Below are 26,992 nucleotides of genomic sequence, written 5' to 3'. Positions count from 1 at the left end.
CATGTCTATCGCGAACCTATGTCGCCAAGCAACCACTGCCGGCTTGTTCATGCTGCTGGCGTCGGGGGTTGCTGTGGCGCAAAGCAATGGCCGCCAGAGCAGCGCGCCCGATCTCGCCAGCAAGGCGATGGCCAGCGCCAGCAAGCGCGTTGAAGCCGCCATTCCTGTGGTGCACCAACTGCAGGCCGATGCGCGCATGCAGCCCTTGCTGCAACAAGCCAAGGGCATGCTGATTGTTCCCTCGTACGGCCGCGCTGCCCTGGGGGTGGGTGTTCAAGGGGGAGGTGCACTGCTGCTCGTCAGGCGCTCCGACGGCAACTGGAGCGGACCCGCCTTCTACAACCTGGGCGGCTTGACGCTGGGTTTGCAGGCCGGCGCCGAAGGCGGCCCCATCGTGATGCTCTTGAACAATGATAAGGCCGTCAACGCAGTCATGAAGAAAAATAACTTTTCCCTCAATGCCGCAGCGGGGCTGACCGTGGTGAATTGGTCGAAAATGGCGCAAGGCACGGTTGGCATCGGCGACGTCGTGGCCTGGAGTGGGACAAAAGGCCTGTTCGGCGATGTCGTGGCTGTGGGACTGAGCGACATCCGCTTCAACCAGCATCTGACCGATGCCTTTTACGGACGCGCCTTGTCGCCCAAGGATTTTGCTGCGGGAAACATTGACGATCCGCACGCCCTCCCCTTGCAGCAAGCACTGAGCGAAGCGTCGGCCACGCTGAAATAGGCCCACCATGCACGAGATCGAATGGAAGGAGTTGCCATGCGGGCCATGGTGCTGGAACACGGCGGACCTGGCGCACAGTTGCAAGCACTGGAGCGCCCGGTACCGGCACCAATGGGGCAGGATGTGCTCCTGCGCGTGCTCGCTTGCGGCGTTTGCCGCACGGATCTGCACCAGCTCGATGGAGAACTGCCCGCGCACCGCATGCCAGTCGTGCCAGGACACGAAATTGTCGGCGCGGTCGTTGCCATCGGCGCCCAAGTAAGCAATCTGCGGATCGGCGCGCGCGTCGGCGTGCCGTGGCTGGCAGGCAGTTGTGGCGCCTGCGTATATTGTTGCTCCGGCCGCGAAAATCTGTGCGATGCCGCCCGCTTTACCGGCTACGACCGCGATGGAGGCTATGCCGAGTACGCGTTGGCCGACGCCCGCTACTGCCTGCCGCTGCCCAATAGCCATGACGACGTGCACGCGGCGCCGTTGCTGTGCGCAGGACTCATAGGCTACCGTGCCTATGCCATGACGGGTACGGCGCGCCGGCTCGGCATCTACGGCTTCGGTGCTGCCGGACACATCGTGGCGCAACTGGCGATAGCGCAAGGGCGCGAAGTCTATGCTTTTACGCGCGATGGCGACACCCGCACGCAGGATTTCGCCCGTTCCCTGGGGGCCACGTGGGCGGGCGCATCGACAGGGCCGGCCCCGGTCGCGCTGGATGCGGCCATCCTGTTCGCGCCGGATGGCGCTTTGGTGCCACTGGCGCTGGCCGCCTGCGCCAAAGGGGCCACGGTCGTCTGCGCCGGCATCCACATGAGCGATTTGCCCGCCATGCCCTATTCCCTGCTGTGGGGAGAGCGCGGCGTGCGCTCGGTCGCCAACCTGACCCGCGCCGACGGCATGGCGTTCATGGCGCTGGCGGAGCGTTTCAACCTGAAGACCTCGCCATTGGCCTATCCACTGTTTCAGGCCAATGCTGCGCTGGCGGACTTGCGCGCCGGGCGCTTTGACGGCGCCGCCGTCCTGGTACCCAGCCTCAGGCCCTGAGCCATCATCGCCAGCCTGGCCGCTGCCATCGATCCAGGCTGAGCGGAAGGAATGCAAAACAAGGGGATGCCGCGATGCAGCGCCAGGGCAGTAAAATCCATACTGGTGACCAGGCTGTCGCTGGCAAAGCGCGCTCGTGGCGTTCATCATTGCGACGGCAGGCGCGTCATGCGCCGCTGATTCAAGAACGTTGTACATTGAAAGGTAAAATGTATGTCTGGCGACACCCATGTTTCTGAGCGGATCAAGAATTGCCGCGACAATCTTTGTATCTCACAAGTGCTGCTTGCCGAACTGGCGGGCATCAACCCGACGCAACTGTATCGCTACGAATCAGGAAAGGCCAAACCACGGCCGGAAGCGGCAGATAGAATTGCCGCGGCCCTCGGCGTCAGCACCGCCTGGCTTGTGCACGGAACGTTGCCCATCGCAAGAGGCGCGCAAATCGACCCGCCAGTGCCGGCCGGAGCGGCGATGATACTGAAATTCCTGGAGCTTCCCCCCGCGCTTGCCTTCGCCGTGAAGCGCCTGGCCATGCAAAATGGCAGCACCGTAGAAATAGCGCTGCTGGACCTCGCGCGTCAAGGCCTCGAAGCCATCCAAAAAAAATCCGTGGATTGCGCCGAGTCCGCAAGCAAGAGCGAGAAAGAGCCGGATCACTACCGTGCCGAAAAGTCGCGCTAGATGGAGTGATGCAGCCGTCAATGCACGCATTTCCTTGGCGCGATGGTCCAACTGGACGCGCATCAAAAAAATGGCCATTGATAATTTTTTGAATTATCAACGGCCATATATTTTTCACTTTAAAATCAATCGCTTAAAGCGAGCTCCTCACTCCCATTCAATTGTCAACGAGCTGGCTAAGCGCTTGATTTTTCAGTGTTTTCCAAACCATTCAGGTACCGATACCCTCAAAAATACCCTCACCTGCAAAATCCGCTACTGCCTGTTTGTCGCGACCGAGATGAAAGACACCAGTCCGCTTGCTCACACCTGTCATCCGATTCTTCTGGGCGAGAACGCCTTCATTTCAGCACAGCTGCAATCGAAGCGCTCCGATAAACTTAAGGATACGCCGATCCTCAGCGCCACGCTGTCACCCTGTCATTGACGCAATATCAGGTCCGCTATAGCGACAGAGACGAACAATGGGACGCGCTTATCTGCCTACCGCTTTTACCATGTCCCACATCGCCACCGCTTTTCACGTCTCAAGCAGGACAGTCAGCCGGGCCGTATCGGCATTTCATAAAGCGCAACTTGCTGCAGATCGAGACGGCCAAGGCTGAGATCGTGTACGAATGCCGGATCTGACCCCGCCCCCACTGACCCCGCCCCCCCAACAACGAAACGCCGATTCAGGCAATGAAGAAATGGCAGGCAAAAAAACCGGAATTATTTGTTAAACGTGTTTATAACCAGGCGGGTCTTGACACTTAGATCATCGGAAAAACTCAACTTTTCATTATTTCACCCTCCCATTTTTTCAAAAGAATAGAAAATTTTTCCCTGTCAGGATTTGAAAATGGGCACGCCAATATTGATTTAGATACTATGAGGAATAATTTCATCCTCAATGCTTCATCATCATTAAAGCCGCCCAAGCCTGCAAGAGTTTGAAAGTATCCATCTCTATTTTTAATTATTTCAAAAAAATCATCCTCTCTTGAATCAGTCACCCCAATTAATATTGACTCATGAATTGGGTTAGTTAAATCCACCAATGAGAAATCATCAAAAAAACCTTCAAAGTCCGCTCTAATGCGGCGTATTTTTTTTAAAAATTGAGGGTTTTTTGCTGCAAAACTGAGAGAAATTTTCATATTATCAATGTTTTACTGGATTATACGGAGGACGTTTTCCGAGAGACGGGGTCACGAGAGACGGGTCAAGTCCGCCATTCCGACACGGCCTCAGCCATTCCGACATTCAAACCTCTGCGCAATCTCAGTGCCGATGTATATAGCTCAGGTACCATCTACCGCATGACGCGACCACTACGACTTGAGTTCGCCGGCGCCCTCTATCACGTTACTTCGCACAGCGACCGGCGCGGCGCCATTTACCGGGACGATACCGATCGCCTTGCCTGGCAAGAAGTACTTGTGTTGGTATGTGAGCGGCACCATTTTGTCGTGCATAGCTTTTGCCAGATGACCAATCATTATCATCTGCTCGTTGAAACGGTCGAGGCGAATCTGTTGCAGGGCATGCGCCAACTGAACGGCTTATATACCCAGCATTTCAATCTGCACCACAAGCTTGTAGGACACGTATTGCAAGGTCGCTATAAAGCTATCTTGGTCCAGAAAGAAAACTACCTGTTGGAATTGGCCCGCTACATCGTCTTGAATCCAGTCCGGGCGCACATGGTCGTGTCACCCGATGAGTGGCACTGGAGCAGCCATCGCTATTTTTTGGACGACGCGCCAGCTCCGTGCTGGTTGGCGCGTGACTGGCTCTGAGCCAGTTTGGCGCTACGCGCGAAGAGGCCATCCCAGCGTACTGCCGGTTTGTCGCGGGCGGGATGGGCGAGGAAAGTCCGCTCACTCACACCTGTCATCAGACTCTTCTGGGCGACGACACCTTCGTTTCGGCACATCAGCAATCGCAGCGTTCCGCAGCATTCAGAGATACGCCAAGGCAGCAACGCCGCGCTGTCGCGCTATCACTAGCACAATATAAAGCCCTTTATAGCAACAGAGACGAGGCAATGGCACGCGCCTATCTCTCAACCGCTTTTACCATGTCCCAGATTGCCGCCGCTTTTCACGTCTCGATCAAGACAGTCAGTCGGGCCGTATCGGCATTTAATAAAGCGAATAAAGCGCAACTTGCTGCTGATCGAGAAAGCCAAGGCTGAGAACGTGTACGAAAGGCGGACCTGACCCCGGCCCTGCGTTAGGTGATCAATACGTTGCCGGTTGCAAGCATATTTCGAAGATCATCTAAACCACCTAGCTGGACTTCCCACAACCAAAGCTGACCATCGCCAACCCGCCGCAAAGAAGAGAATGAATCTGCACGAATAATATCTTCTAGGGTCTGAGAAACTGAAACCTGTGCATTTAATTGCGTATCATTTAGGACGTTTACTGGATAGACATCTCGAATTTTTTGGAGGCGTACTTCAGGCAGTGACGCATACCATTTATTTAAACGCTTTCGATCCTCAGCAGTCAGCTTTCCACCGTCCAGACCCAGGACATGGAATTCGGGTTTCTGTTCAATAAATTGAGAAAGAGCATACCCAAAATCCCAGTGCCTCAGACCAATGCACGACATTAAAATGCTTTCAAAAATATCCCCGCCAAACTCCAAGAAGCGCTCTTCAATTGCCAAACAAAACAACGTCTCACCAATCTCTTCAACATAACTTAAAGAGGCCGAAGCAAAACTGTCATAACCAGGCTCTGCGCTGCCTTCTGGATTTGCAACCAATGACATCACATGAATATCAGAGAAACCAGATTTCAGCGCCTTTGTGTATACTCTTCCGCCAATTTTGGTTAAATCGCCCTTGTAACCTAAACCTTCGGCCGCAAAATATGTTGGTGCAATCCCGATACGATGGAAAATTGACGTAACTAAATCGTAGAACGCCTTCAAGCCATCAGCACCTGGAGCTGGAGTCGTGTAACTATATAGTCCTATTGCAAATACTTTCTCAGTCATCGAATTCTCTTATCATGGTCTTGGTGTACGTGTAGGAACGACCACTTTTGGTGGAAGCGGCGTGAAGCCCTGTGCTCTGATCTGCGCATCAAGGCGCCTCGCACCTGTCACCCGATTCTTCTAGGCGATGACGCCTTCATTTCAGCACATTAGTAATCACAGCGCATCGAGACGCCCAGAGATACGCCAAGGTCGCAGCGCCGCGCTGTCACGCTGCCATTAGAGCAGTTTCGGGCGCGCCATAGCGACAGAGATGAGGCCATGGCACGCGCTTATCTGTCAACCGCTTTTACCATGTCCCACATCGCCGCCGCTTTTCACGTGTCAAGCAGGATAGTCAGTCGGGCCGTATCGGTATTTGATAAAGCGCAACTTGCTGCAGATCGCGACGGCCAAAGCTGAGATCGCGTACTAATGGCGGACTTGCCCCCCGGCTCTTTGGTCCCGTTTCCAATAAGGTCAACAGCCTGACTGGCGTTTTCAGCCGCATGATTCGGAAGAAGAACTATCCGAGCATCCGCAGGACGCTTTTTTTTTTGGCGTACTATGATCGCCTTCCTACTTGCCGGTAACTGCGGCGGTGGGCCTCTCACCGCTATCCGTCAGTACATCGAGTAGCACAGGGCGCAGCACTCGACAGACCAACAGGACCGCTGGGCCGTTCGCGTTCTCCCCCCCTCCTTGACGGACGAAGTTTGCTGCGTAACCGATCAAACCACTCATGATCCATTGCTGTATGTCATTGTCATAAATTTCAAGTGATAGGTGCGTATCTCTCTCTTTTTACTGTAACGTCACGACGAGTTTTAATATTCACTGACATTCCTTTATGGTCTTTGCACTATAAAATAGATCTATAGTATTCGTCCCCTGTCCTTGATGCATGCTCTGTCCCTCTTTGATCTCCAATTTGACTCCTTTTTTGCAAAAAATATTATTTCGACGTTTTTCCCATCCTAACAAAAGAAGCGTATTAATGTTCTTTTGCAGTAAGGCTGAACTCCACCCCTCATCTTTGAATGTTAAAAAATACGTTGCGGAATCTCTCTGCGCTCTTGGTTTTCTGCTAACAATATTGCCTCCATTTTCTAATATTTCATTGACGTCATTTTCCATGAATATCATTTTTTCATGGCCGCTTATATCAGTTCTATTTTTAATAAATGAAAAAACAAAAACAATAAATATAATGGCAAAAAATGTTAAGTGTATTTTTTCTTTAATTTTAATGCTCATATGTATAAAATTTCCAGATGGATGAATTCTGGAGCTGCCGATTATTGGTTTATAGGGCCTGATGCTCCTACATTGACATTAATTGATGGGGCCGGTACTTTTGATATGCCGCCGAATCCGATGCCTACTTCTTTCGCCGTTTCCCCACCTATTGCATGATTAATGCCAAGACATGCTCCGTAAGCACAGCCACTTAATCCTGCTGATGCTCCAGTCATCAAGCTATCGGTGCTTTTTGCTTTATCTTCACGGCTTCTATTATACTCATAGCTGCTCGGCAAATACCCGAAAGTCGCTGTGGCTCCATTCGAAGCCGCATCAGGAACAAAGCCGCCCGCATAAATTGTCCCATTATGTAAATTAATGGAAATGGATACGCCAAAATTGAGATATTTGGTTGATCCGCTAAGCGATAGATAGTCTGGCAGTGGTATCCCCATTTTTAATGTATCCATGCCAGAGGACGCTGCCCCTCCATAACTCCAGCCAGGAGGAACCGAGAAGTTCTCGAATTTCGGTGAAGTAACGGGGGGAGGGGCAGAATTATCCCAGCTGTAGTTTCCACCATCGTTATTTTTAATGAAATCCATAACATTTCTCGATGGCAAACTCAATCCAGTCTGCACCATCTTATGGTTGCCATTACCATCTCCAGTTAAAACCATTCCAGTTGTGTCGTACAAATCTGTGCTTTTTGTGTTTTTATCAATCCCCACTATCATGCTACTTTGCCAGGTTTCTCCCAGATTTTTATTATTGGCGCTCCGTAACGCATTTTCAAAATCAGAGGCGGTGTACGCTTGACCTTGAGAGTTTCTTAGACCCTGCAAGTTGGCTTTTTCAGCCAAATTACGAGCAAAAGTCTTTTCTTTGGCCAAAGCATCTTCATGCAATTGACGATTGTTTGTATCCGCTGCTATTGCCGTGCTAGCCCCACTTCCTCCGCCGACTAACGCACCAATGCTGCTGGCTGTGACTTCAGCAATCCCTTGCGAAATCATCTTCGCAGCGTCAGGAGATAGGCCCTGCTGCTCCAATGCTTGCTGGGTATTTTTTTGCAAATCGGATAGCGTAGTTGCGGCATTGGCAACAGCTCCGGCGCCCAATGCACCTGCAACGCCACCTGTAAGCAAGCCATTCACACTATGTAATGCGGTGCGATAGATGCCGCCCTCCTCCCATTGTTTTGCGGAATTGATCAATTCCAATTGTTTTTCTGGATCTCGTTCCACATCTGCCATTGCTCTCAGATTTTCAGACTTCGATGCTGCAAAATTTGCAATCAATTTGGGGGATATGTCATTGAATGCCTGAGTAATCTTGATCTGCGATTGCACTTCAGAATCAAGTGCGCGACCGTCCCAACTTTTCGTCAGCGCCCCGCTTTGGTCCTGATCGCTGCGCACATCGCGGTTGAGTTCGACCAGCATTTCCGTCGCTGTCTTGCCTGACAGTGCTTGCTGCTTAGCTGCATCCGTGATCAGGATAGTACCGCCGCTGATGCCCGAGTTTGTCGTACTGCTCTGGCTACCGGATACGTTACCAATACCTCCAGTCCCCCCTGGCGCCGATTTCGCACCCACTGCAGCCTTATCTTTTGCAGTGCTTGCCGTAGTCTGGTCACCTAACTTTCCACTGACTGATCCGCTCAAACTGAACCCGCTCGCCGAATGCTGGTCCTTGTTTTGCAGCTCACTCGTCGTCAAGGTGCCCGTGATCAGCGAGTTCTTGCCATCTGTGATGGCCTTGCCGCTGCTGGCAATCACGCCGGCCTGCAAATCGGTATTGCCGGCGACGTTGATCTGGAAGCCGCCGTCGCCCGCCTTGATGCCGCTTTGTTCCGTGACGCTGGCAAAGTCACCTTTGGCCTTGCTCTTCGAGACGCTTCCGCCGATGCTGCTGGCGCCATAGCAGGCAGGGGGAATGCACAAGCTCATGTTGAAGCCCGCGCTGCTGCTCTTGCTGGCGTAGGTACTCGTATCCTGCAGACTGATAATGTTCAGGTTGCCACCGATGGCGCCCTTGACCGCGTCCGCCGCCAGGATCGCGCCTTGCAAGGTCGTGTCGCCACCACTGATGACGGTCGCGGTCTTGCCTGCTGTCACATAGGTGTTGGTGTAGTAATTGTCCGTGCCATCGGCCTTGCCGCGCGCCTGGTTGGCCGCAATATCGAGGCTGAAGCCATTCTGCGCGCCGCCGAAGGTATAGCCGACGCCGATGCTGGAACCGCTGCTGCTGTTCTTGCTCGTTTGCGTCGCCGTATTTTGTGCTGCAAGCAGGTTGATCTTGTCGTCGGCGAACAAGGTAAGATTGCCGCCTGCAGCAATCTTGCTGCCAGCTACCGTCAAGTCGCTGTCCGCCCCTGCCCCGGTCGCAACGATGCTGACGTTGCCCGCAGCATTGACCGCGCTGCCGACCACCGTGCTGCTGCTCTGGTGCATGTCGCTTTCGCTCTTGCTGCTGCCCAGGCTGACGCTGATCTTGATGCCAGCAGTGTTGGTCAATCCCTTCGAAGCCATGCCAGCCAGATCCGTGGCCTTCGATGCCAGAGTCACGGCCGCCAGTGCCTGCATGCGCGAGTCCTTCGTTTGTTCGGCTGCTTTTGCCAGGCTGCCGATGCTTTTTACGGCATCGACAATCGGCACATTAACCGTGCCGCCAAGGGCCACCTTGCTGAAGGTCGTGTGCTGCTCGCTGGCATTGCTGTTGTACGCCTCCTTGATCAGCACATTCTTGCCCACGATGCTGATATCGCCAGGCAAGCCGCCATTCGCACCCGCGCCGGTGGCTAGTACTTCGCTGGCCGTCTGCGTATACGTCTCGCCCGCGCGCAGCGACACATTGCCGCCCAGGCTGGCAATCTGGCTGCCCACTTGCGCCACGCCCGTGTTCTTGCCATCGCTGGTGGTTTTTACCGTGCCGAAAGCTGGCTGGGTGAAGCTGCCGATAAAGCCGGACTTCTTGCTGTAGCTGCTCGACGTCGTGTCCTTGTCATTCTCGGCACTGACGATGCTCAGGTTGCGCAAGGCGGTCAAGTCAATATTGCCATCGGCCACCACCGTGCTGCCCTTGATGGCGACGTCGCGTCCGCCCACCATCGTCACACTGCCGCCACTGACGGCGCTGCCAGCCTGGGTAACGGTGCGCCCATCGTCGGCCTGGCTGGTCAGCGACTTGCTCAGGCCAAAGGTACCGCTCTTCTTGACTTGCTTGGAGTGAATCTCCTTGCCGTCCAGTCCGACGGATTCGATACTGATATCGTTTTTTGCCATTAAATTGGCAGCCTCGTGCGCAAGTACCGATGAACCCGCCACCTTCAGGTCATGCCCGGCAACGATATCGACGGTATTGCCCGTCAATGAAGTCCCCAGCGCCGTGCTGGTCTGCACGAGATCGTGCGTGGTCGTCGTTTTGCTGGAGAAAGTACCGCTCTTCTTGACCTTGCTTGCCACATCCAGGCTGTCGGTGGCCACGCCATTGAGCAGGCTGATGTCATTGCCCGCCACCAATGCTAGCGCCCCGCCCGCCTGCACATCGGCCGCGCGCGCCAGCAAATCATTTCCTGCCTGCAAATTGACATTGCCGGCGCCGATGATCTGGCTCCCCACTTCGCCCGTCTTGCTTTCTTTGCGGTAATTGTCCGCGTTGCGCACTTCATCGTGCGTCGACGCGACGGTGACGGTATTGAGGGTCAGGTTATTGCCTGCGACCAGGCTAGTCTGGCCATTCACGCCGGCATTGGCGATGACGCCGCCGGTCAGCGTCAGATCACGCCCCGCCTGGGCGATCAGCGTATTGCCTTCGCCCGTGCCAGTCACATACAGGCCCGCCACCTTGTCGACGACGGTACTGGTTTCGCTGTTGCCCACCCCTTTCTTGCTGGCATTACTGACAGTGGTCGTGACGATATTGATGTCGCGCCCGGCACTGGCGATCAACTTGTCGCTTGCTATCACCTGACCGCCAGCATTATTAATATCATTGCCGGCCAGCATGACAACCTGCTTGCCACCCAGCTCGCTGCCTTGGCTGGTAGTCCTGGTCGAGCTACTGCCATACCAGCTTTGACGCGTTTCTGTATCCCGTGCCGTAGAAATGTCGATATTGCGTTCCGCAGACAACTGCAACGTTTCCGCTGCCTGGACATTTGCCGCTTTCAGCTGGATATTGTCACCAGCACTCAGGCGAATATCACCTGACGATGAAAGAGTGCTACCGGTTTCCTTGACAGACGAACCGCTCGCATTCCTATCCTTATAGTCGTACAGTCGTTGGTCGTTGCCGCTACTCACCGTCGTGATGGCGATATCACGGCCAGCCGCGATACCCACACCGCCGCCAGCAGCAGTATTGACTATGGATGCACCTGTGACGTTGACGTCGCGCCCAGCGGAAACCAGTAAGTTGCCACTGTCAGCTGTGCCATTGCCAGTGACATACAATCCGGCTAGACGGTCCAGATTGGTGCTACTAAAGCTGTTTCTCCCGCTCTCGCTGCTGGACGTCAGTGTGGAGGTCTTCACGTTGATATCCCGGCCCGCACTGACTTGCAGCTCGCTATTGGCGGAAATGGTGCCGCTGATGTTATTCAGGTCCCTCCTGGCATGGGCGGAAATGGCATCGCCAGTGATGCGCCCGCCCAGGTTGTCGATATTTTCCGCATTCAGCTTGACGATCGTGCGTCCGGCAATCGTGCCGCTATTGGTCAAATCGCCTTCTAGATTCAGATTGACCTCCTTGCCGGCCAACAATCCGCCCTGGCCATCGATATCGCCCTCACGCACGCGCACATACACTTGCGGCGCCAGCACTTTTTGCGTGCTGCCGTCGGCCAGCACGACGTCCTGTTCCACCAGCCAGACGATATCGCTGGTCAGCCCCGCCATTTGCTCCGCTGTCAGCGCAATACCGGGACGAAGGTCCCATTGCTTGGCAAACGCGACACCTTGATCCATCAGTGCCTTGTACTGCTGTTCGTCACTGGTGTAATCGCCGACGAAACGCTGCCCCGTCAGCTCTGCGACTTGCTCGCGCACCAGGCGTTGCTCGTAGAAACCGTCGCCCAGGCGCTTTTGCGTCACGGAGGGATCGTTTTTCACCTGCTTGAGCAGATAATCGGAACCCGTCCACTCCCGATAACTGGCAAAGCGCGGATCCGTTTCCACCAGATAGCGGGATGATGGCGCAGAGCTCACTTTATACAGGCTGGCGTTCGGAATCTGCAGCGATGAACCCGTGGTCCGCACCACTTGTGCGCGCGTGGATGGATTGCCCAGTTTCACCTGGGTAATGCCATTCATGCGCACCTGCCCTATTCCACCGACAGCACCTGCGTATGCCGCGCTGCCTGTCGAGGCTGCAATAGCCACGTCTTTCAGCGGGTTTAATCCGGTTCCGGCGCTTGCTTGCGCGCCGTTGACACCCGCCAGCGCAGTCGACGCCAGCGTTGCAATTTCGCCGGCCCGGCCAAGCTTGGCGGCATCGGCAATACCGCCTGGTCCGCCCTTGCCCTGCACTTGATCTGCCGCAATGCCGGCCCCGGCTACGGGACCAAGGCCTGTATGCGAGCTGGCGTGGCTGCCGGCAATGCCACTCAACTGGGCAGCATTCACCGCCCCAAGCTCTCCAGCTTGGCCAAGGACGCCACCATGGGCCGCGCCGCCCGGCCCCTTGCCGCCCGACACGGCCGTGACCGCCCCCACAGACGAGCGAGACAGCAAGGCCGCATCAACGCCTGCGCCATGCTGGCCAGCGCCGCTGGCCGCATCAACGTGCGCGCCGGAAACCGTGTCAACGGCAACAGTACGGGCCGCATCGCCCGTACGCGTGCTGCCCGTCGCACCGTGAGCGCCCGACACCGTGGCGGCGCCCTGTGCGGCAACGCTACCTGCCGCGCCTGTCGACACGTGGTTCAGTGATGTCCCTGTATCTGCAGCGATGCCTGTCGCGCCATCAAGCTTGCTGCCTGGCGTGACGCCAACAGCCGCATCGGTGACGGGATTGCCAGCACGGTCAGTCTTTTGGACAACACTGCCGCCATCGACACGATTAGTTTCTTGACCGCTGACATCGGCTTTCCGGATTTCTGTTGCCTCCGTAGAAAAAGCCGAAGTGCGCACCTGCGTTTCCGCACCGCCTATGCGTTCCGCCGCACCACCAACGCCGTTTTTGACGGCACTGCCTGGTTTTGTGCCCTGGCCGCCGGTATTGGCATTTCCTTCATTGCGCGACGTACTGACAGAACTGGCTGGAATAGTCCTGGTCATGTCAACGGGCCGGATGCTTATCCCCGTCTGAAGCAAACCAGGGTTATTATTCACACGGTAGCGGGTTATTTTTCCTTTTTCATGTACAACTTTCTCCCCCTTGGTTGTCTTATTATTAAGAATCGCCCGATCTATATCCAATGTCCCACCGGCAATAATATGACTATTGTCATTTACAATCGAACCTGAGCTAATTTTTAAATTATTGCTTGCAATAATTCTCCCTGGATCGGAACTAACGACAACGCTCTCATAGGTTGTACGAATTACTTCACGCTTGATAAAATTTTGATGATAGATATCACCAGGTGTCACCAACGATATAGAAAGGTCGCTGGGATCGTTGTAACCAATACGATCCAGAATCACGCCTGGAGTACCCTCTGCATACGTGATATCGCTCCCATCTGGTTGATACTCAGATATATTCTCCGTCGTCATCCGCCCTTCCTCAAAAACCAGATGGTTATTGAGCACATTCACCTGACTCGCGCCCAGGTTCAAGCTCCCCAACGCCTCGATCGTCGCGCTGGCATTCGTCACCGCTCCCGCCCAGCCTGTGGCGATACGGTTGCCGTCCAGGTAGCCGCCGATGGCCATGTCGCCACCGCTGAAGATCAGGCCGTGTTCGCGGTTGTTGAGTGTCGTCACGCCGATATCGAGCCGCTCGCGTGCGGCGATGGTGGCCGCCACGCCGCCTCCCACGTCATTGTTGACGGTGCCGCCGGCTATGCTCAGATGGTCGCCATAGATGCGGCCCGTGCCGACGTTGTTCAGCGTGCCGACGTTCAGTTGTGTGCTGATGCCATCGATCACGCCGCGATTGTTCAGTACGCCGCCGACGTTGACGCGCGTTGTGCCCGCGTTGATGTCGCCCGTGACTGTGTTATCGAAATTCGCAGCGCCCAGGGTCAGCATGCTGAGCGCCTGGATTTTCCCGGCATTGGCCAGCTGTCCGCCGATGGTGATATCCGCATTACCGTTGGCCATGATCTCGGCGCCTGCGTTCAGCGTAAAGTTGCCGGCCAGGTCCAGCGCCATATCCTTCTGCGATAACACCTTGCCATCGCCGCTCAAGCTGCCCGCGCGGATGTCGGTGCGCTGGCCGCCGATGATGGTGCCGCCCGAGTTGGTCACGGCCAGTCCCCGGCCAGGGCCGGTGTCCTGCAGCGCCAGCGTGCTGCCGGCGCTGAGCATGCCCAGTGTGTTGTTGATAATGCCTGCACTGTTGATCGCCAGGTTGCCATCGGCGCGCACCGCGCCCTGCACATTGCTGACATTGACACTGTTCAGGGTCACATGGATGCCTTCGATGCCCTGGTTCGCGCCCAGGGTGCTGGCATTGTCAATGGTGCCGCCCGTCACCGTGACGGCCGCGCCGGAGCGGATCAAGCCTTGCTGGTTGTTGATACTGCCGCCACCCGCGTTCAAGCCAATATTGCCCAGCACCTGGATTTGCCCGCCCTGGTTTTGCAAGCCGCTCAGGGCCAGGTCCAGCGCCGACTTGCCGACGAGCTGGCCGCCACGGTTATCCAGCTGGCCCACGCTGCCCGTGATGTTGCCGGCCGCGCCCAGATAGCCGCCCGCATTGTTCCAGCTGCCCGTTTGCAGGGTCAATCCTGCGCCGCTGCTGATGCCGCCCGCGCTGCCCGGATGGCGCACCGCGTACGCGCCCGCATTGGTGTTGAGCAAGGCATTACCGTGCGTGTCGATGGTCATGGCGCCGCCCGACTGCAGCAAGCCGCCATCGTTGTCCAGGATGCCCGTCTGCAAGTTGACGGTGCCTGCGCCCGCCAGCGTGCCCTGCGTATTGTTGAAAACCTGGCCGTGCGTGTCGAGCGTGACATTCGCGCCCGCAATGGTGCCCTGCCCGTTCCACAGACCGCCATTGCGCAGGATGATATCGCCGCCCGCTTGCAGAGTGCCGCCATTGTTGACGGTGGCGCCCGTGGACGTGACCGCCAACAGGCCTTGTACCGAGGCCAACTTACCCCCGGCGCTGTTGTCGACGCTGGCCGCGTTCACGGTCATATTGCCCGTGGCGGCCAGCAAGCCGCCCGCATTGTTCAATGCCTGCACCACATTTGCCGTCAGCTGCCCGCCCGCCGTGGCGCTGCCGCCCTGGTTTAGCAGATTTCCGGCACCCAGCACGACATTGCCGCCGCCGGCGATGACGCCGCCATGGCGGTTGTCGAGCACGTTGTTTGCCGTCAGCGTCAGGTTGGCCGTGCCGGCCGCCTGCAGCTTGCCGCCCTGATTGTTGAGGGTCGGTGCAACAATCGTCGTGTTGCCGTTGCTGGCAATCGTGCCGCCGCGGTTGTCCAGGCTGGTCGTCAATTGAATGCTGGTATCGCCCTTGCCCAGCTGCGTCAGGTTGCCGCCCGCATTGTCCAGGATCGTGCCCGTCACGCTCACTTGCTGCGCGATGGTGCTGGCGTTGCGGTGGTCGATGGCGCCGGCCGTGACGACCAGCGCGCCATTGCCCGTGATCTGTCCGCGCTGGTCGTTCAACTGCGCGGCCTGCAGACTCAAGGTGCCGCTGCCCGCATGTTCGATCTTGCCATCCGTATTCGTCAGCGTACCCGCTTTCAGGCCCAGGTTGGCGCTGTTGACGGCGATGCGCCCGCCCGTGTTGTCCAGCACGCCTGCTGGCGATGTCAAGTCGATGGCCGTATTGCCGGCACCCGTCTGTACGATGCTGCCTTGCTGGTTGTTCAGGTTGCCGGCTGTGACGGCAAGTTGGCCGGCGCTGATGTCGCCGCGCTGGTTGTTCCAGCTTGCCTGTCCAGATGTAATCGTCAAGGCGCCGGGCGTAGTGACCACGGCGCCACTGGTGCTGACATCACCGCTTGTCGCCGTCAGGCTGATATTGCCAGCGCTGCTGCGGCTGCCGCCGAGGTCGACGCTGCCGCCGCGCAGGACGGCATTGCCTGCCGCCAACACTTGCCCATGCGCTCCCAATGCCTGCTGCGCCGTGATTTGCAGATTGCCGCTCGTCTGCAGGCTGCCATCGGCTTTCACACCCGCGCCGATCAGGCTGGCCGCGCCGCTGTTGACGCTGTTGGCACTGATCGTGTTGTTGCCCTGGGCCAGGATCACGCCGGCATTTTCCAGCGCGCCCGTCACGGTGAGCGTTTGTTCTGTGCCGGCAAACAGGCTGCCGCTGTTGCGCACGCTGCCCGCCGTCGTCGTCAGATTGCCGCTGGCAACGAGGCTGCCTTGCGCATTGAGCAGCTCGTCCATCGTCAATTGCGCATTGCCGCCTGCCGCCTGCAACTGGCCCAGGGTATTGTCTACCTTGCCGCCAGCCAGCGTCAGGTCGCGCCCGGCAATGATCACGCCGCTAGTATTGTCCAGCTTGCCCGTTGCTGCCACATTGACATCTTGTGCAGAAGCAATACGGCCATGCTCATTGAGCAACTCGCCCGTTTCCACGCGCACATTGCCATTCGCCTCGATCTTGCCGCCGCTATTGTCCAGGCGCGTACTGGCCAGCACTGTCGCCGCGCTCGTGCCCAGCTGCGTGATCTGCCCCTCGCGATTGTCCAGGCTGCCGGCAGACACGCCCACCTGCTGCGCCAGCAAGCTGGCATTGCGGTGATCGATGTAAGCTGCCGCCACCTGCAGCGCGCCATTGCCCGTCAGCTGGCCCCGCTGGCCGTACAGATTCGTGGCGCGGATGTCCAGCACGCCCTTGCCGGCATGCTCGATCTTGCCGTCGATATTCGTCAAGTCGCCCGCCTGCAGGCGCAGGTTGGCGCTGTTGACGGCGATGCGCCCGCCCGTATTGTCCAGCTTGCCTGTTTCGATGACCGTGTCGCCAGCACCCGTCTGTATCAAGATGCCTTTGGCGTTGTCCAGGTTGGCCATGCGCAGGGACAGTTGCCCCGCACTCAGACTTCCGCCCTGGTTGATCAATGCCTGCCCATTGGCCGCATTCGCCGTGATAGCCAGCAAACCATTCGTCGACACGACCGCCTTGCTGCTCGTCACATTGCCCGTCAAGGCCGTCAAGCCGATATTCGCCGCGCTGATCTGGCTGCCGCCCGCGTCGATCGATGCGCCCGTCAGCTGCAGCTGGCCGGCCGCCATGTTCTGGCCACCAGCCTGCAAGGCGCCACGGGCCGTCACGGTCAGGTCACCGGCCGCGGCAAAGCTGCCATCGGCGCGCATGCCTGCCGCCAGCAATCCATTACCGCTCAGACTGCCCGCCGTGATCGTCGTATTGCCGAGGGCTGCCAGCGAGCCTGTATTGCTGAGCAAGCCGCCGATATCCAGAGTCTGGTTGCGCCCCGCATACAACACGCCAGCGTTCAGCACATCACCGACGACTTTGGCGGTGATATCCGTGGCCGCGCTGAGCGTGCCCTGCGCATTGCGCAGGCTGGCCGCATCCAGGCGCAAGGCGCCGGTCCCCGCCTGCAGCAAGCCGCGCGTATTGTCGATGGCGCCGCCCAAGTGCAAATCGGTTGCCGCCGCGATCACGCCATCGGTATTGACGAGCGCGCCAGTGCTGGCGATGTCGGCGGACGTGGCCGAGGTGATCTTGCCCTTGCTGTTGTCCAGGCTGCCGGTCTGCACCGACAAGGTGCCGTTGCCAACGATTTCGCCATTTGAATTGTCCAGTTGGCCGGTGACGGCCACCGTCATGCCGCCCGCGCCCGTCTGCAGCAGATGGCCGCCCCGGTTGCTCAGGCTCTCGGCCTGCACGTTCAGGGACCGTCCCGTGGTGGTGGCGTTGGCGTGGTCGAACAAGCCTGCCTTCAGATCGACGGCGCCATTGCCGATGATACTGCCGCCGGCCCCCTGCAAGTTTGCTGCCGTGATGGCCAGGGTGCCAGCACCCGCATGCTCGATCTTACCGCCCGCATTCGTCAAGGTGGCCGCGCCCAGGGCCAGATTGGCGCTATTGACGGCGATGCGCCCCGCGCTGTTGTCGAGATTGCCCGTCTGAATAACGGTATCGCCCGTGCCCGTCTGGATGACGCTACCCTTGGTGTTGTCCAAGTTGCCCACATGCAAGTCGAGCTGGCCCGCCTGCAATGTGCCTTCCGCGTTGTGCAGGTTGGCGCTCGTCGTGATGTTGAGCGCGCCTGGTGTCGACACCACCGCCTTGTTCGTGCTGACATCGCCCGTTGTTGCCGTCAGGCCGATGTTCGTCGCGCTGGTCTGGCTGCCGCCGATGTCGATGCTGGCACCTGTCAGATTGGCATTGCCCGCCGCCAGGTTCTGGCCGTGCGCGGCCAGCGTTTGTGTTGTGCTGATCGTCAAGTCGCCAGCCGTGCCCAGCTTGCCATCGGCCTGCATACCGGCGCCGATCAGGCTACTTGCGCTGCTATCGAGGCTTTTCGCCGTGAGGCTGTTGTTGCCTTGCGCCGCGATCACGCCCGTGTTCACGATGGCGCCGCTGGCGGTCAAGGTTTGATTGCCGGCCGCATACAGGCTGCCGCTGTTGTTCAAGGTGTCGAGCGTAGCGTTCAGGTTGCCGCCGGCAAACACGCTGCCCGCGTTGTTGTTCAGCTTGCCAACCTTCAAGGTCGCATCGCCCGCCACGGCCTGCAACTGACCCTTGGTATTGTCGATATCGCCACCGGTCAATGCCAGATTGCGCCCCGCCGCCACCGTGCCTTCCGTGTTATCCAGGCTACCGATGTTCAACTTGGCATCCTGTGCCGCCACGATGCGGCCCTTGTTGTTCAACAACGTACCTGCTTTCACCAGAGCATCGCCATTGCCTTCGATATTGCCGCCCGTGTTGTCCAGCAAACCAGTCGCATTGACATTCATCAAACCTGTACCCGCTTGCGCCAGGCTGCCGGCACGGTTGTCCAGGCTGCCCGCGTTCACCGTCAGCTGATTGGCCACGGTGGTGGCATTGCGGTGGTCCAAGGTCGCAGCGGTGAGGTCCACTTTACCGTTGCCCGTAATCTTGCCGAACTGGTTGTTGAACTGGCCCGCGTTGATAGCCAGGATGCCCGCGCCCGCGTGTTCCAGCTTGCCATTGATATTGGTCAAGACGGAGGCGTTCAAGGCCAGGTTCGCGCTGTTGACGGCGATGCGGCCTGCCGTATTGTCCAGCTTGCCGGTGGTGATGACGGTGTCGCCCGTGCCCGTCTGCACGATCTCCCCGCTGGCGTTGTTCAGGTTGACCACGTTCAGTTGCAACTGGCCGGCCACCAGCTGGCCCTGCGTATTTACCAGTGACTGCGCGTTATGCGCGTTGGCCGTGATGGCCAGCACGTTGCTGGCGGAAATCACCGCCTTGTTCGTCACGACATCGCCAGTATTTGCCGTGATGGCGATATTCGTTGCGCCAGTCTGGCTACCCGACAAATCGACCGATGCACCTTTCAACTGAGCGCTGCCCGCTGCCAGGTTCTGCCCGCTCGCTTGCAACACGCCATCGGCATGGATGGTCAGATCGCCTGCCGTACCCAGGCTCCCATCCGCTTTCACACCGGCGCCCAGCAAGCCGCTGCTGGTCACTTTGCCAGCGGTAATCGTCGTGTTATTCACGGAGGCAATCGACCCGCTATTGTTCAGCAAACCACCCACCGTCAGTTGCTGGTTGCGGCCCGCATACAGCAGGCCAGCGTTATTCAAATCACCACTCACTTTCGCCGTCAGGTCCATGCCAGCGCTCACTGTCCCCTGCTGGTTCAGCAAGGCCGCCACCTCAAGATGTAAATTGTCCGCCTGCAAGACGCCGCGCGTGTTGTCCAGTGCAGTGCCGCCAACCTGCAGATTGGTGGTGGCGGCGATCACGCCATCCGTATTGTTCAGCACACCTTTGCTGATGACAGAAGCTGCTGCCGCCGACGTGATGCGGCCCTTGTTGTTGTCCAGCACACCCGCCTGCACATTCAGCGTCCCCGTGCCCGCATGCTCGATCTTGCCATCCTGGTTCGTGACCTTGGCGGCATCGATATTCAAGTTCGTGCTGTTGACGGCGATGCGGCCAGCCGTGTTGTCAAGATTGCCCGTCTGGATGACGGTATCGCCCGTGCCCGTTTGCAAGAGAGTGCCCTTGGCGTTGTCCAGATTGCCCACATGCAAGTCGAATTGACCCGCCTGCAAGGTGCCTTCCGTGTTGTGCAGGGCGGCATTGCTCGTGATGTTCAATGTGCCTGGCGTCATCACCACGGCCTTGTTCGTGGCAACATCGCCCTGAGTGGCCGTCAGGCCGATGTTCGTCGCGCTGGTCTGGCTGCCGCCGATGTCGATGCTGGCGCCTGTCAGGGTCGCCTTGCCCGCCGCCAGATTCTGGCCGTGTGCAGCCAGCGTTTGCGCGGTGTTGATGGTCAAGTCACCAGCCGTACCCAGCTTGCCATCGGCCTGCATGCCGGCGCCGATGAGGCTGCTTGCGCTGCTGTCGAGGATCTTTGCCGTGAGGCTGGTGTTGCCTTGTGCCGCGATCACGCCCGTGTTAATGATGGTGCCGCTGGCGGTCAAGGTCTGGTTACCAGCCGCATACAGGCTTCCGCTGTTATTCAAGGTATCGAGCGTAGCGCTGAGGTTACCGCCAGCGAACACGCTGCCTGTCGTATTATTCAAGGTCGCAACATTCAAGGTCGCATCGCCCGCCACGGCCTGTAACTGGCCCTTGGTATTGTCGATGTCAGCACCGCTCAATGCCAGGTTGCGGCCGGCAGCCACCGTACCATCCGTATTGTCCAGGCTACCGACGTTCAACGCGGCATCCTGCGCCGCCACGATGCGGCCCTTGTTGTTCAGCAAGGTAGTGGCCTTTACCAGCGCATCGCCATTGCCTTCGATCTTGCCGCCCGTATTGTCCAACAAACCAGTCGCATTGACGTTCATCAAACCTGTACCCGTTTGCGCCAGGCTGCCGCTGCGGTTGTCCAGCGTGCCCGCATTGACCGTCAGCTGGTTCGCGATGGTCGTGGCATTGCGGTGATCCAAGCTAGTCGCCGTGATGTCGAGCTTGCCATTACCCGTAATCTTGCTGAACTGATTGTTGAACTGGCCCGCGTTGATGGCCAGGATGCCGGCGCCTGCGTGCTCCAGCTTGCCATTGATGTTCGTCAATACCGTGGCGTTCAAAGCCAGGTTCGCGCTGTTGACGGCGATACGACCCGCCGTGTTGTCGAGTTTTCCTGTGGTAATGGTTGTATCGCCGGTGCCCGTTTGCACGATGTCGCCGCTGGCGTTGTTCAGGTTGGCCACGTTCAGTTGCAACTGGCCGGCCACCAGCTGGCCCTGCGTATTTACCAGTGACTGCGCGTTATGCGCGTTGGCCGTGATGGCCAGCACGTTGCTGGCGGAAATCACCGCCTTGTTCGTCACTACATCGCCAATATTTACCATGATGGCGATATTCACCGCGCCAGTCTGGCTACCCGACAAATCGACCGATCCACCTTTCAACTGAGCGCTGCCCGCCGCCAGGTTCTGCCCGCTCGCTTGCAACACGCCATCGGCATGGATGGTCAGATCGCCTGCCGTGCCCAAGCTACCGTCCGCCTTGATGCCAGCACCCAGCAAGCCGCTGCTGGTCACTTTGCCAGCGGTAATATGGGTGTTGTTGACGGAGGCGATCGACCCCGTGTTATTCAGCACGCCGCCCACCGTCCATTGCTGGTTGCGGCCCGCGTACAGCAGGCCAGCGTTGTTCAGGTCACCGCTCACTTTCGCCGTCAAGTCCGTGCCGGCGCTGAGCGTGCCTTGCTGGTTCAGCAAGGTAGCGGCATCCAGACGTAAATTGTCCGCTTGCAATATACCTCGGGTGTTATCCAGTGCAATACCGCCCACCTGCAAGTCGGCAATCGCTGCCATCACGCCATCGGTATTGTTCAGTACACCTTTGCTGACGATGCCGGCCGCCGCGGCGGATGTGATACGGCCCTTGCTGTTGTCCAGCACACCTGCCTGCACAGACAGGATGCCGGTTCCCGCATGCTCGATCTTGCCATCGCGGTTCGTCAGCGTAGTCGCATCGAGGGCCAGCTTGTCGCTGTTGACGGCGATGCGGCCAGCCGTGTTGTCCAGATTGCCGGTCTGGATGACGGCGTTACCCGTACCCGTTTGCAGCAACGTACCTTTGGCGTTGTCCAGGTTTGCCACATGCAGGTCGAGCTGGGCCGCCTGCAAAGTACCGTCCGTGTTGTGCAACGTGGCGCTGGTCGTCACGTTCAACGTGCCCGGCGTCGTCACCACGGCCTTGTTCGTGCTGACCTCGCCCTGGGTTGCCGTCAGGCCGATGTTGGCCGCGCTGGCCTGGCTGCCACTGATGTCGAGCGTGGCACCTGTCAGATTGGCATTGCCTGCCGCCAGCACTTGGCCGTGTGCATTCAGCGCTTGCGCGGTGCTGATCGCCAGGTCGCCAGACGTGCCCAGCTTGCCATCGGCCTGGATACCGGCGCCGATCAGACTGCTTGCACTGCTGTCGAGGAGATTGGCTGTCAGACTGGTGTTGCCCTGCGCCGCGATGACGCCCGTGTTGACGATGGCGCCTGTTGAGGTCAGGGATTGATTTCCGGCCGCATACAGGCTGCCCGTGTTGCTCAAAGTGTCGAGCGTGGTGGTCAGATTGCCGCCGGCAAACACGTTGCCTGCCGCATTATTCAAGTTCGCCACGGTCAAGGTAGCGTTACCGGCCACGGCTTGCAACTGGCCCTTGGTATTGTCGATGTCAGCACCGCTCAATGCCAGGTTGCGCCCGGCGGCCACGATCCCTTCCGTATTGTCCAGACGATCTACATTCAACGTGGCATCCTGCGCCGTCACGATGCGGCCAGTGTTGTTCAGCAAAGTGTTTGCCTTCACCAGCGCATCGCCATTGCCCTCGATCTTGCCGCCCGTGTTGTCCAGCGAGCCGGCGGCATTGAGGCTCATCAAACCTGTACCCGTTTGCGCCAGGCTGCCGGCGCGGTTGTCCAGGCTGCCGGCGTTGACGGTCAGCTGATTGGCCACCGTCGTCGCATTGCGGTGGTCGATGGCGGCGGCAGTGATGTCAAGCTTGCCATTGCCCGTGATCTTGCCGTACTGGTTGTTGAACTGACCTGCGTTAATGGCCAGAACGCCCGCACCCGCGTGTTCCAGTTTGCCATTGATGTTCGTCAAGACCGTCGCGTTCAAAGCCAGGTTGGCGCTGTTCACGGCGATGCGTCCGGCCGTGCTGTCCAGCTTGCCGGTGGTGATGACGGTGTCGCCAGTGCCCGTCTGCACGATCTCGCCGCTGGCGTTGTTCACATTCGCCACGTTCAGCTGCAACTGCCCACCTACCAGCTGGCCCTGGCTGTTCACCAGGGCTTGGCCATTGGCCGCATTGGCGGTAATAGCCAGCAGATTGCTGGCGGAAATCACGGCCTTGTTCGTCAATACGTCGCCGCTGCGCGCGGTGATGGCGATGTTGCTTGCCCCCGTCTGGCTGCCCGACAAGTCCACATTGTCGCCCGCCAGCACGGCGCTGCCCGCCGCCAGGTTCTGGCCGCTTGCTTGCAAGAGGCCATCGGCGTTGATGCTGAGATCGCCCGCCACGCCCAAGCTGCCGTCCGCTTTCACGCCGGCGCCGAGCAAGCCGCTGCTGGTGACCTTTGCAGCAGATATAGTGGTGCTACCAACGGAGGCGATGGAACCGCTGTTGTTCAGCACACCGCCCACCGTCAGTTGCTGGTTGCGGCCCGCGTACAGCAGACCGGTGTTGCTCAAGTCTGCGCTGAGGCGCGCCGTCAGGTCCGAACCGGCGCTGACCGTGCCTTGCTGGTTCAGCAAGGTCGCCGCGTCCAGACGTAAATTGTCCGCCTGCAATACGCCATGCGTGTTGTCAATATTTACACCTGCCACATGCAAGTCGGCAGTCGCAGCAATCACGCCGTCCGTATTGGTCAGCGCGCCCTTGCTGGTGATATCTGCCGAGGCAGCGGACGTGATACGGCCCTTGCTGTTGTCCAGCACACTAGCTTGCACTTGCACGCCGCCATTGCCGGCGATGTTGCCACGCGTATTGTCCAGGGTCTGCGCCACGTCCACGCGCATCTGTCCTGGTCCCGTCTGCTGCAGGGTGCCGTCGCGGTTGTCCAGATTGTCGGCCTGCACTGTTACCTGCTGCCCGGACGTGACGGCATGACGGTGATCGATCGTTTCCGCCTGGATATCAACCAGGCCATTGCCCGTCACCTTGCCGCGCTCGTCATCGAAACGCACCGCGTCGATGCTCAGGCTGCCCGTGCCCGCGTGTTCGATGCTGCCGTCGCGGTTAGTCACAGTTTCCGCAGTCAGCGCCAGCTTGGCGCTGTTGACGGCGATGCGTCCGCCCGTGTTGTCCAGGGTGCTGCCTGTTAATACCGTGTCGCCAGTGCCCGTCTGGATCAAGGTGCCGCCGCGGTTGTCGAGCGATCCCGTTGTGATATCCAACTGGCCCGCGCTCAGGGTGCCGCGCACGTTCGACAGGGCCTGGCCGCTGCCGGCCGCCGCCACGGACAGCAGGCCCGTGGTCGTCACCAGTGCGTTATCGGTGACGATATTGCCAGTACCAGCATGCAACTCGATGGCCGCGCCGCCCGTCTGGCTGCCGCTCAGGTCGATGGCCGCTGCGTGCATGCTGGTCTTGCCGGCGGCCAGGTTCTGGCCGTGGGCCGCGATCGCTTGCGTGGCCGTCAGTTGCAACTGGCCGCTGCCGGCCAGGCTGCCGTCGGCGCGGATGCCGGCGCCCAGCAAGCTGCCGGCCGTGCTGTCGATGCGGTTGGCGTCGATGCGGTTATCGCCTTGCGCGGCAATGACGCCGCTGTTGCTGACGGCGCCGCTCACCTGCAGCGCCTGGCTGCCGGCCGCATACAGGTTGCCGCTATTGAGCACTTCACTGGCCCGGGTGGCAAGGTTGCCACCGGCAAACACGCTGCCGGCCGTATTGTTCAGCTTTGCCACCGTCAAGGCCGCATCGCCCGCCACTGCCTGGATCTGGCCGCGCGTATTGTCGACGTCGCCGCTGTCGAGGCGCAATGTGCGACCCGCCGCCAGGGTCGCCTCGGTATTGTCCAGCGCGCCTGTCGACAGCGCCACATCCGTGCCCGAGACGATACGGCCCTTCTGATTTTGTACATTCCCCGCCTGCACGCTCAAAGCGCCATTGCTTTCCAGCGCGCCACCGCGGTTGTCCAATCCGCCGCGCACGTGCACGCCGGTCGCGCCCTGGCCGCTCTGCGCCAGGCTGCCCCCCCGGTTATCCAGGGTAGCGGCGTCGATGCTGAGCTGCCCCGCCACCGTGCGCGCAGCGCGGTGGTCGATGTGCTCGCCCGTGAGCGCCATGGCGCCATTGCTGAGGATGCTGCCGCGCTGCAAGTTGACTTGCGCTGCGCCGATCTCCAGCGCGCCCGTACCCGCATGCTGGATTTGCCCATCCTGATTGCTCAGGCTGGCAGCATGCAGACGCAGGGCCTGGCTATTCGTGGCGATGACGCCGCGCGTATTGTCCAGTGCACCCGGCAAGCGGATGGCCAGATCACCGTTGCCCAGTTGCATGATCTGGCCGCCCACGTTCGACAAGTCGTGCGCGTTCACGCCCAGCTGCTGGCCAGTCAACTGCGCCGCATCGCTGCGCACGGTGTGCGCCGCGTCCAGTTGCAGGCGGTCACGGGCAGTGACCTGCGCGCGGCTGGCATCGAGGTCGCCCGCGCTGGCACCCAGACTGACATTCCCACCCGAAACTTGCGCGCCAGCAAGGTCCAGCTGGCGCGCCGCCAGGCTGCTGTCGCCGCCAGCCACGGCCGTGCCGTGCACGGCAATGATGTCCCCAGCAGAAACGCTCAGCTTGCCGCTGGCGGCCAAGGTATTGTCCAGATTCAAGCCAGCCGCCAGCACCGAGCCGGCAGTGGCATCGATGCGCGCCGCCGCCCCCGTGGCATGCACCTTGGCATTGCCCTGGGCCGCGATCACGCCGCTGTTGGCAATGTTGCCCTGCGCCTGCACCTGGCTGTCGCCGCCCGCATACACGGTGCCGCTGTTGGCCACGTCGCCCGTGACGGCAATGCTCGTCTGGCTGCCGCTGCCGGCGGACTGGATATTGCCGCTGTTGCTCAGCCAGCCATTCGATTGCAGCACCAGATTACCCGCCGTGGCCGCTAAGACACCCGCATTGCGCACGCCCAGGCCCGCTTCCGTGCCGATCAGGGTGATCTTGCCCGCGTACATGCCGCCCAGCTGTGCCACGTCCAGCGCGTAGGCCGGTGCCGGCCCCACGCCAGCAATACCGCCCGCTACGCCATGCGCCGCATCGATCTGGTTCGTCCCCGTCACCACTTTCAATTCCTGCGCCCAGATGCCGCCGTTGATCTGTGCGGCGCGCGCCAGGATGGCCGTGTAGTCGCTCAGCGACGTGTCCAGTCCCCGTCCGTTGATGCTGACCACGCCGCGCTGCACCATGTAACCGTCCAGGCTGCCGCCGTTGAGGATAGGCGTGCCCGTCGTCAGCGTGACCCGGCTGGCATTGATGAAACCGCCGCCGTCGATGGCCACGCCGGCCGGGTTGGCGATGACGACCTCGGCCCGCTGCCCGGCCACCTCGACATAACCGCGCAGCTGGCTCGGGTTGGCCGAGTTGACTTCGTTCAATATCACGCGCGCGCTGCCGCCGGCCAGCCATGGATTGCCTTGCACCCAGCCGCCCGTCTGCGTCTGCACATTGCCGCGGCTATTGTTCAGGATGGCACCATTCGCCGTCACGTCGAACTGGCTGTAGGTATTGCGCGACACGCCCGCTGCGCTCGGCGTCTGGATGTTGACCTGCGTCACGCCGTTCGCGCTTTGCACCACGGTCGGACGCTGGCGGCCCGGCGCGTTCGGATCCGCCACGATCTGTCCCATGGCCGGGCCAGCGACAAAACTCACCATGCCCAGCGCGCCAAATATCGCCAAGGCCAGGGGCCGCAATTTGGCATTGACCCCGCCACCGCCATCACCGCCAAAGACACCACTGTCCAGGCCTCCCTCCCCCTTGGCAGCCTTGCCTTGCGACGAAGCATTTTCGGCGACGACCATCAATTGGCCACGGCGTTTGTTGAAGATGATGCGGTACAGGTTCTTGTTCATG

General features: G+C 59.2%; 10 protein-coding genes. 6 read left to right on the top strand and 4 right to left on the bottom strand.

The window, feature by feature from the left end:
- Position 1 precedes the first annotated feature (1 nt).
- From GCN78_RS18325 to GCN78_RS18310, 4 genes are all read left to right on the top strand, one after another.
- The gene (locus GCN78_RS18325; protein WP_152252969.1) at positions 2–730 is read left to right on the top strand and encodes a lipid-binding SYLF domain-containing protein; all 729 of its coding nucleotides are present in this window, start codon (positions 2–4) and stop codon (positions 728–730) included.
- 36 nt (positions 731–766) lie between these two features.
- Complete coding sequence (locus GCN78_RS18320; protein ID WP_152253054.1) at positions 767–1,768, top strand: zinc-dependent alcohol dehydrogenase family protein; 1,002 nt, start codon at positions 767–769, stop codon at positions 1,766–1,768.
- Positions 1,769–1,981: 213 nt separating this feature from the next.
- On the top strand, positions 1,982–2,452 hold the full coding sequence (locus tag GCN78_RS18315; RefSeq protein WP_152252968.1) for a helix-turn-helix domain-containing protein: 471 nt from the start codon (positions 1,982–1,984) through the stop codon (positions 2,450–2,452).
- Positions 2,433–2,879 (top strand): hypothetical protein, encoded by a 447-nt coding sequence (locus GCN78_RS18310; protein ID WP_152252967.1) that lies wholly within the window; start codon positions 2,433–2,435, stop codon positions 2,877–2,879. The genes GCN78_RS18315 and GCN78_RS18310 overlap by 20 nt, the downstream gene beginning before the upstream one ends.
- A 343-nt stretch (positions 2,880–3,222) precedes the next feature.
- On the opposite strand, the gene GCN78_RS18305 is transcribed toward GCN78_RS18310, so the two are convergent.
- Positions 3,223–3,591, bottom strand: a complete 369-nt coding sequence (locus tag GCN78_RS18305; protein WP_152252966.1) for a hypothetical protein — start codon at positions 3,589–3,591, stop codon at positions 3,223–3,225.
- A gap of 162 nt (positions 3,592–3,753) precedes the next feature.
- Between GCN78_RS18305 and GCN78_RS29740 the strand changes: the two genes are divergently transcribed.
- Both GCN78_RS29740 and GCN78_RS29735 read left to right on the top strand, forming a co-directional pair.
- Complete coding sequence (locus GCN78_RS29740; RefSeq protein WP_226939706.1) at positions 3,754–4,233, top strand: transposase; 480 nt, start codon at positions 3,754–3,756, stop codon at positions 4,231–4,233.
- A 62-nt stretch (positions 4,234–4,295) separates the two neighbouring features.
- Positions 4,296–4,631, top strand: a complete 336-nt coding sequence (locus tag GCN78_RS29735) for a hypothetical protein (protein ID WP_226939705.1) — start codon at positions 4,296–4,298, stop codon at positions 4,629–4,631.
- Between the two features lie 38 nt (positions 4,632–4,669).
- Here GCN78_RS29735 and GCN78_RS18295 read toward each other — a convergent pair whose 3' ends face one another.
- From GCN78_RS18295 to GCN78_RS18280, 3 genes are all read right to left on the bottom strand, one after another.
- Positions 4,670–5,443, bottom strand: coding sequence for a hypothetical protein (locus GCN78_RS18295; protein ID WP_152252965.1), 774 nt, complete (start codon positions 5,441–5,443; stop codon positions 4,670–4,672).
- A gap of 813 nt (positions 5,444–6,256) precedes the next feature.
- Positions 6,257–6,679 (bottom strand): hypothetical protein, encoded by a 423-nt coding sequence (locus tag GCN78_RS18285; RefSeq protein ID WP_152252964.1) that lies wholly within the window; start codon positions 6,677–6,679, stop codon positions 6,257–6,259.
- Between the two features lie 41 nt (positions 6,680–6,720).
- A complete protein-coding gene (locus tag GCN78_RS18280) occupies positions 6,721–26,991 on the bottom strand; it encodes a hemagglutinin repeat-containing protein (protein WP_152252963.1) in 20,271 nt (6,756 codons plus the stop codon).
- Position 26,992 lies beyond the last annotated feature (1 nt).

This window comes from Janthinobacterium rivuli, assembly GCF_009208735.1.
In the GTDB taxonomy this organism is placed as follows: domain Bacteria; phylum Pseudomonadota; class Gammaproteobacteria; order Burkholderiales; family Burkholderiaceae_D; genus Janthinobacterium.
This window is presented reverse-complemented; position numbering and strand designations above follow the sequence as displayed.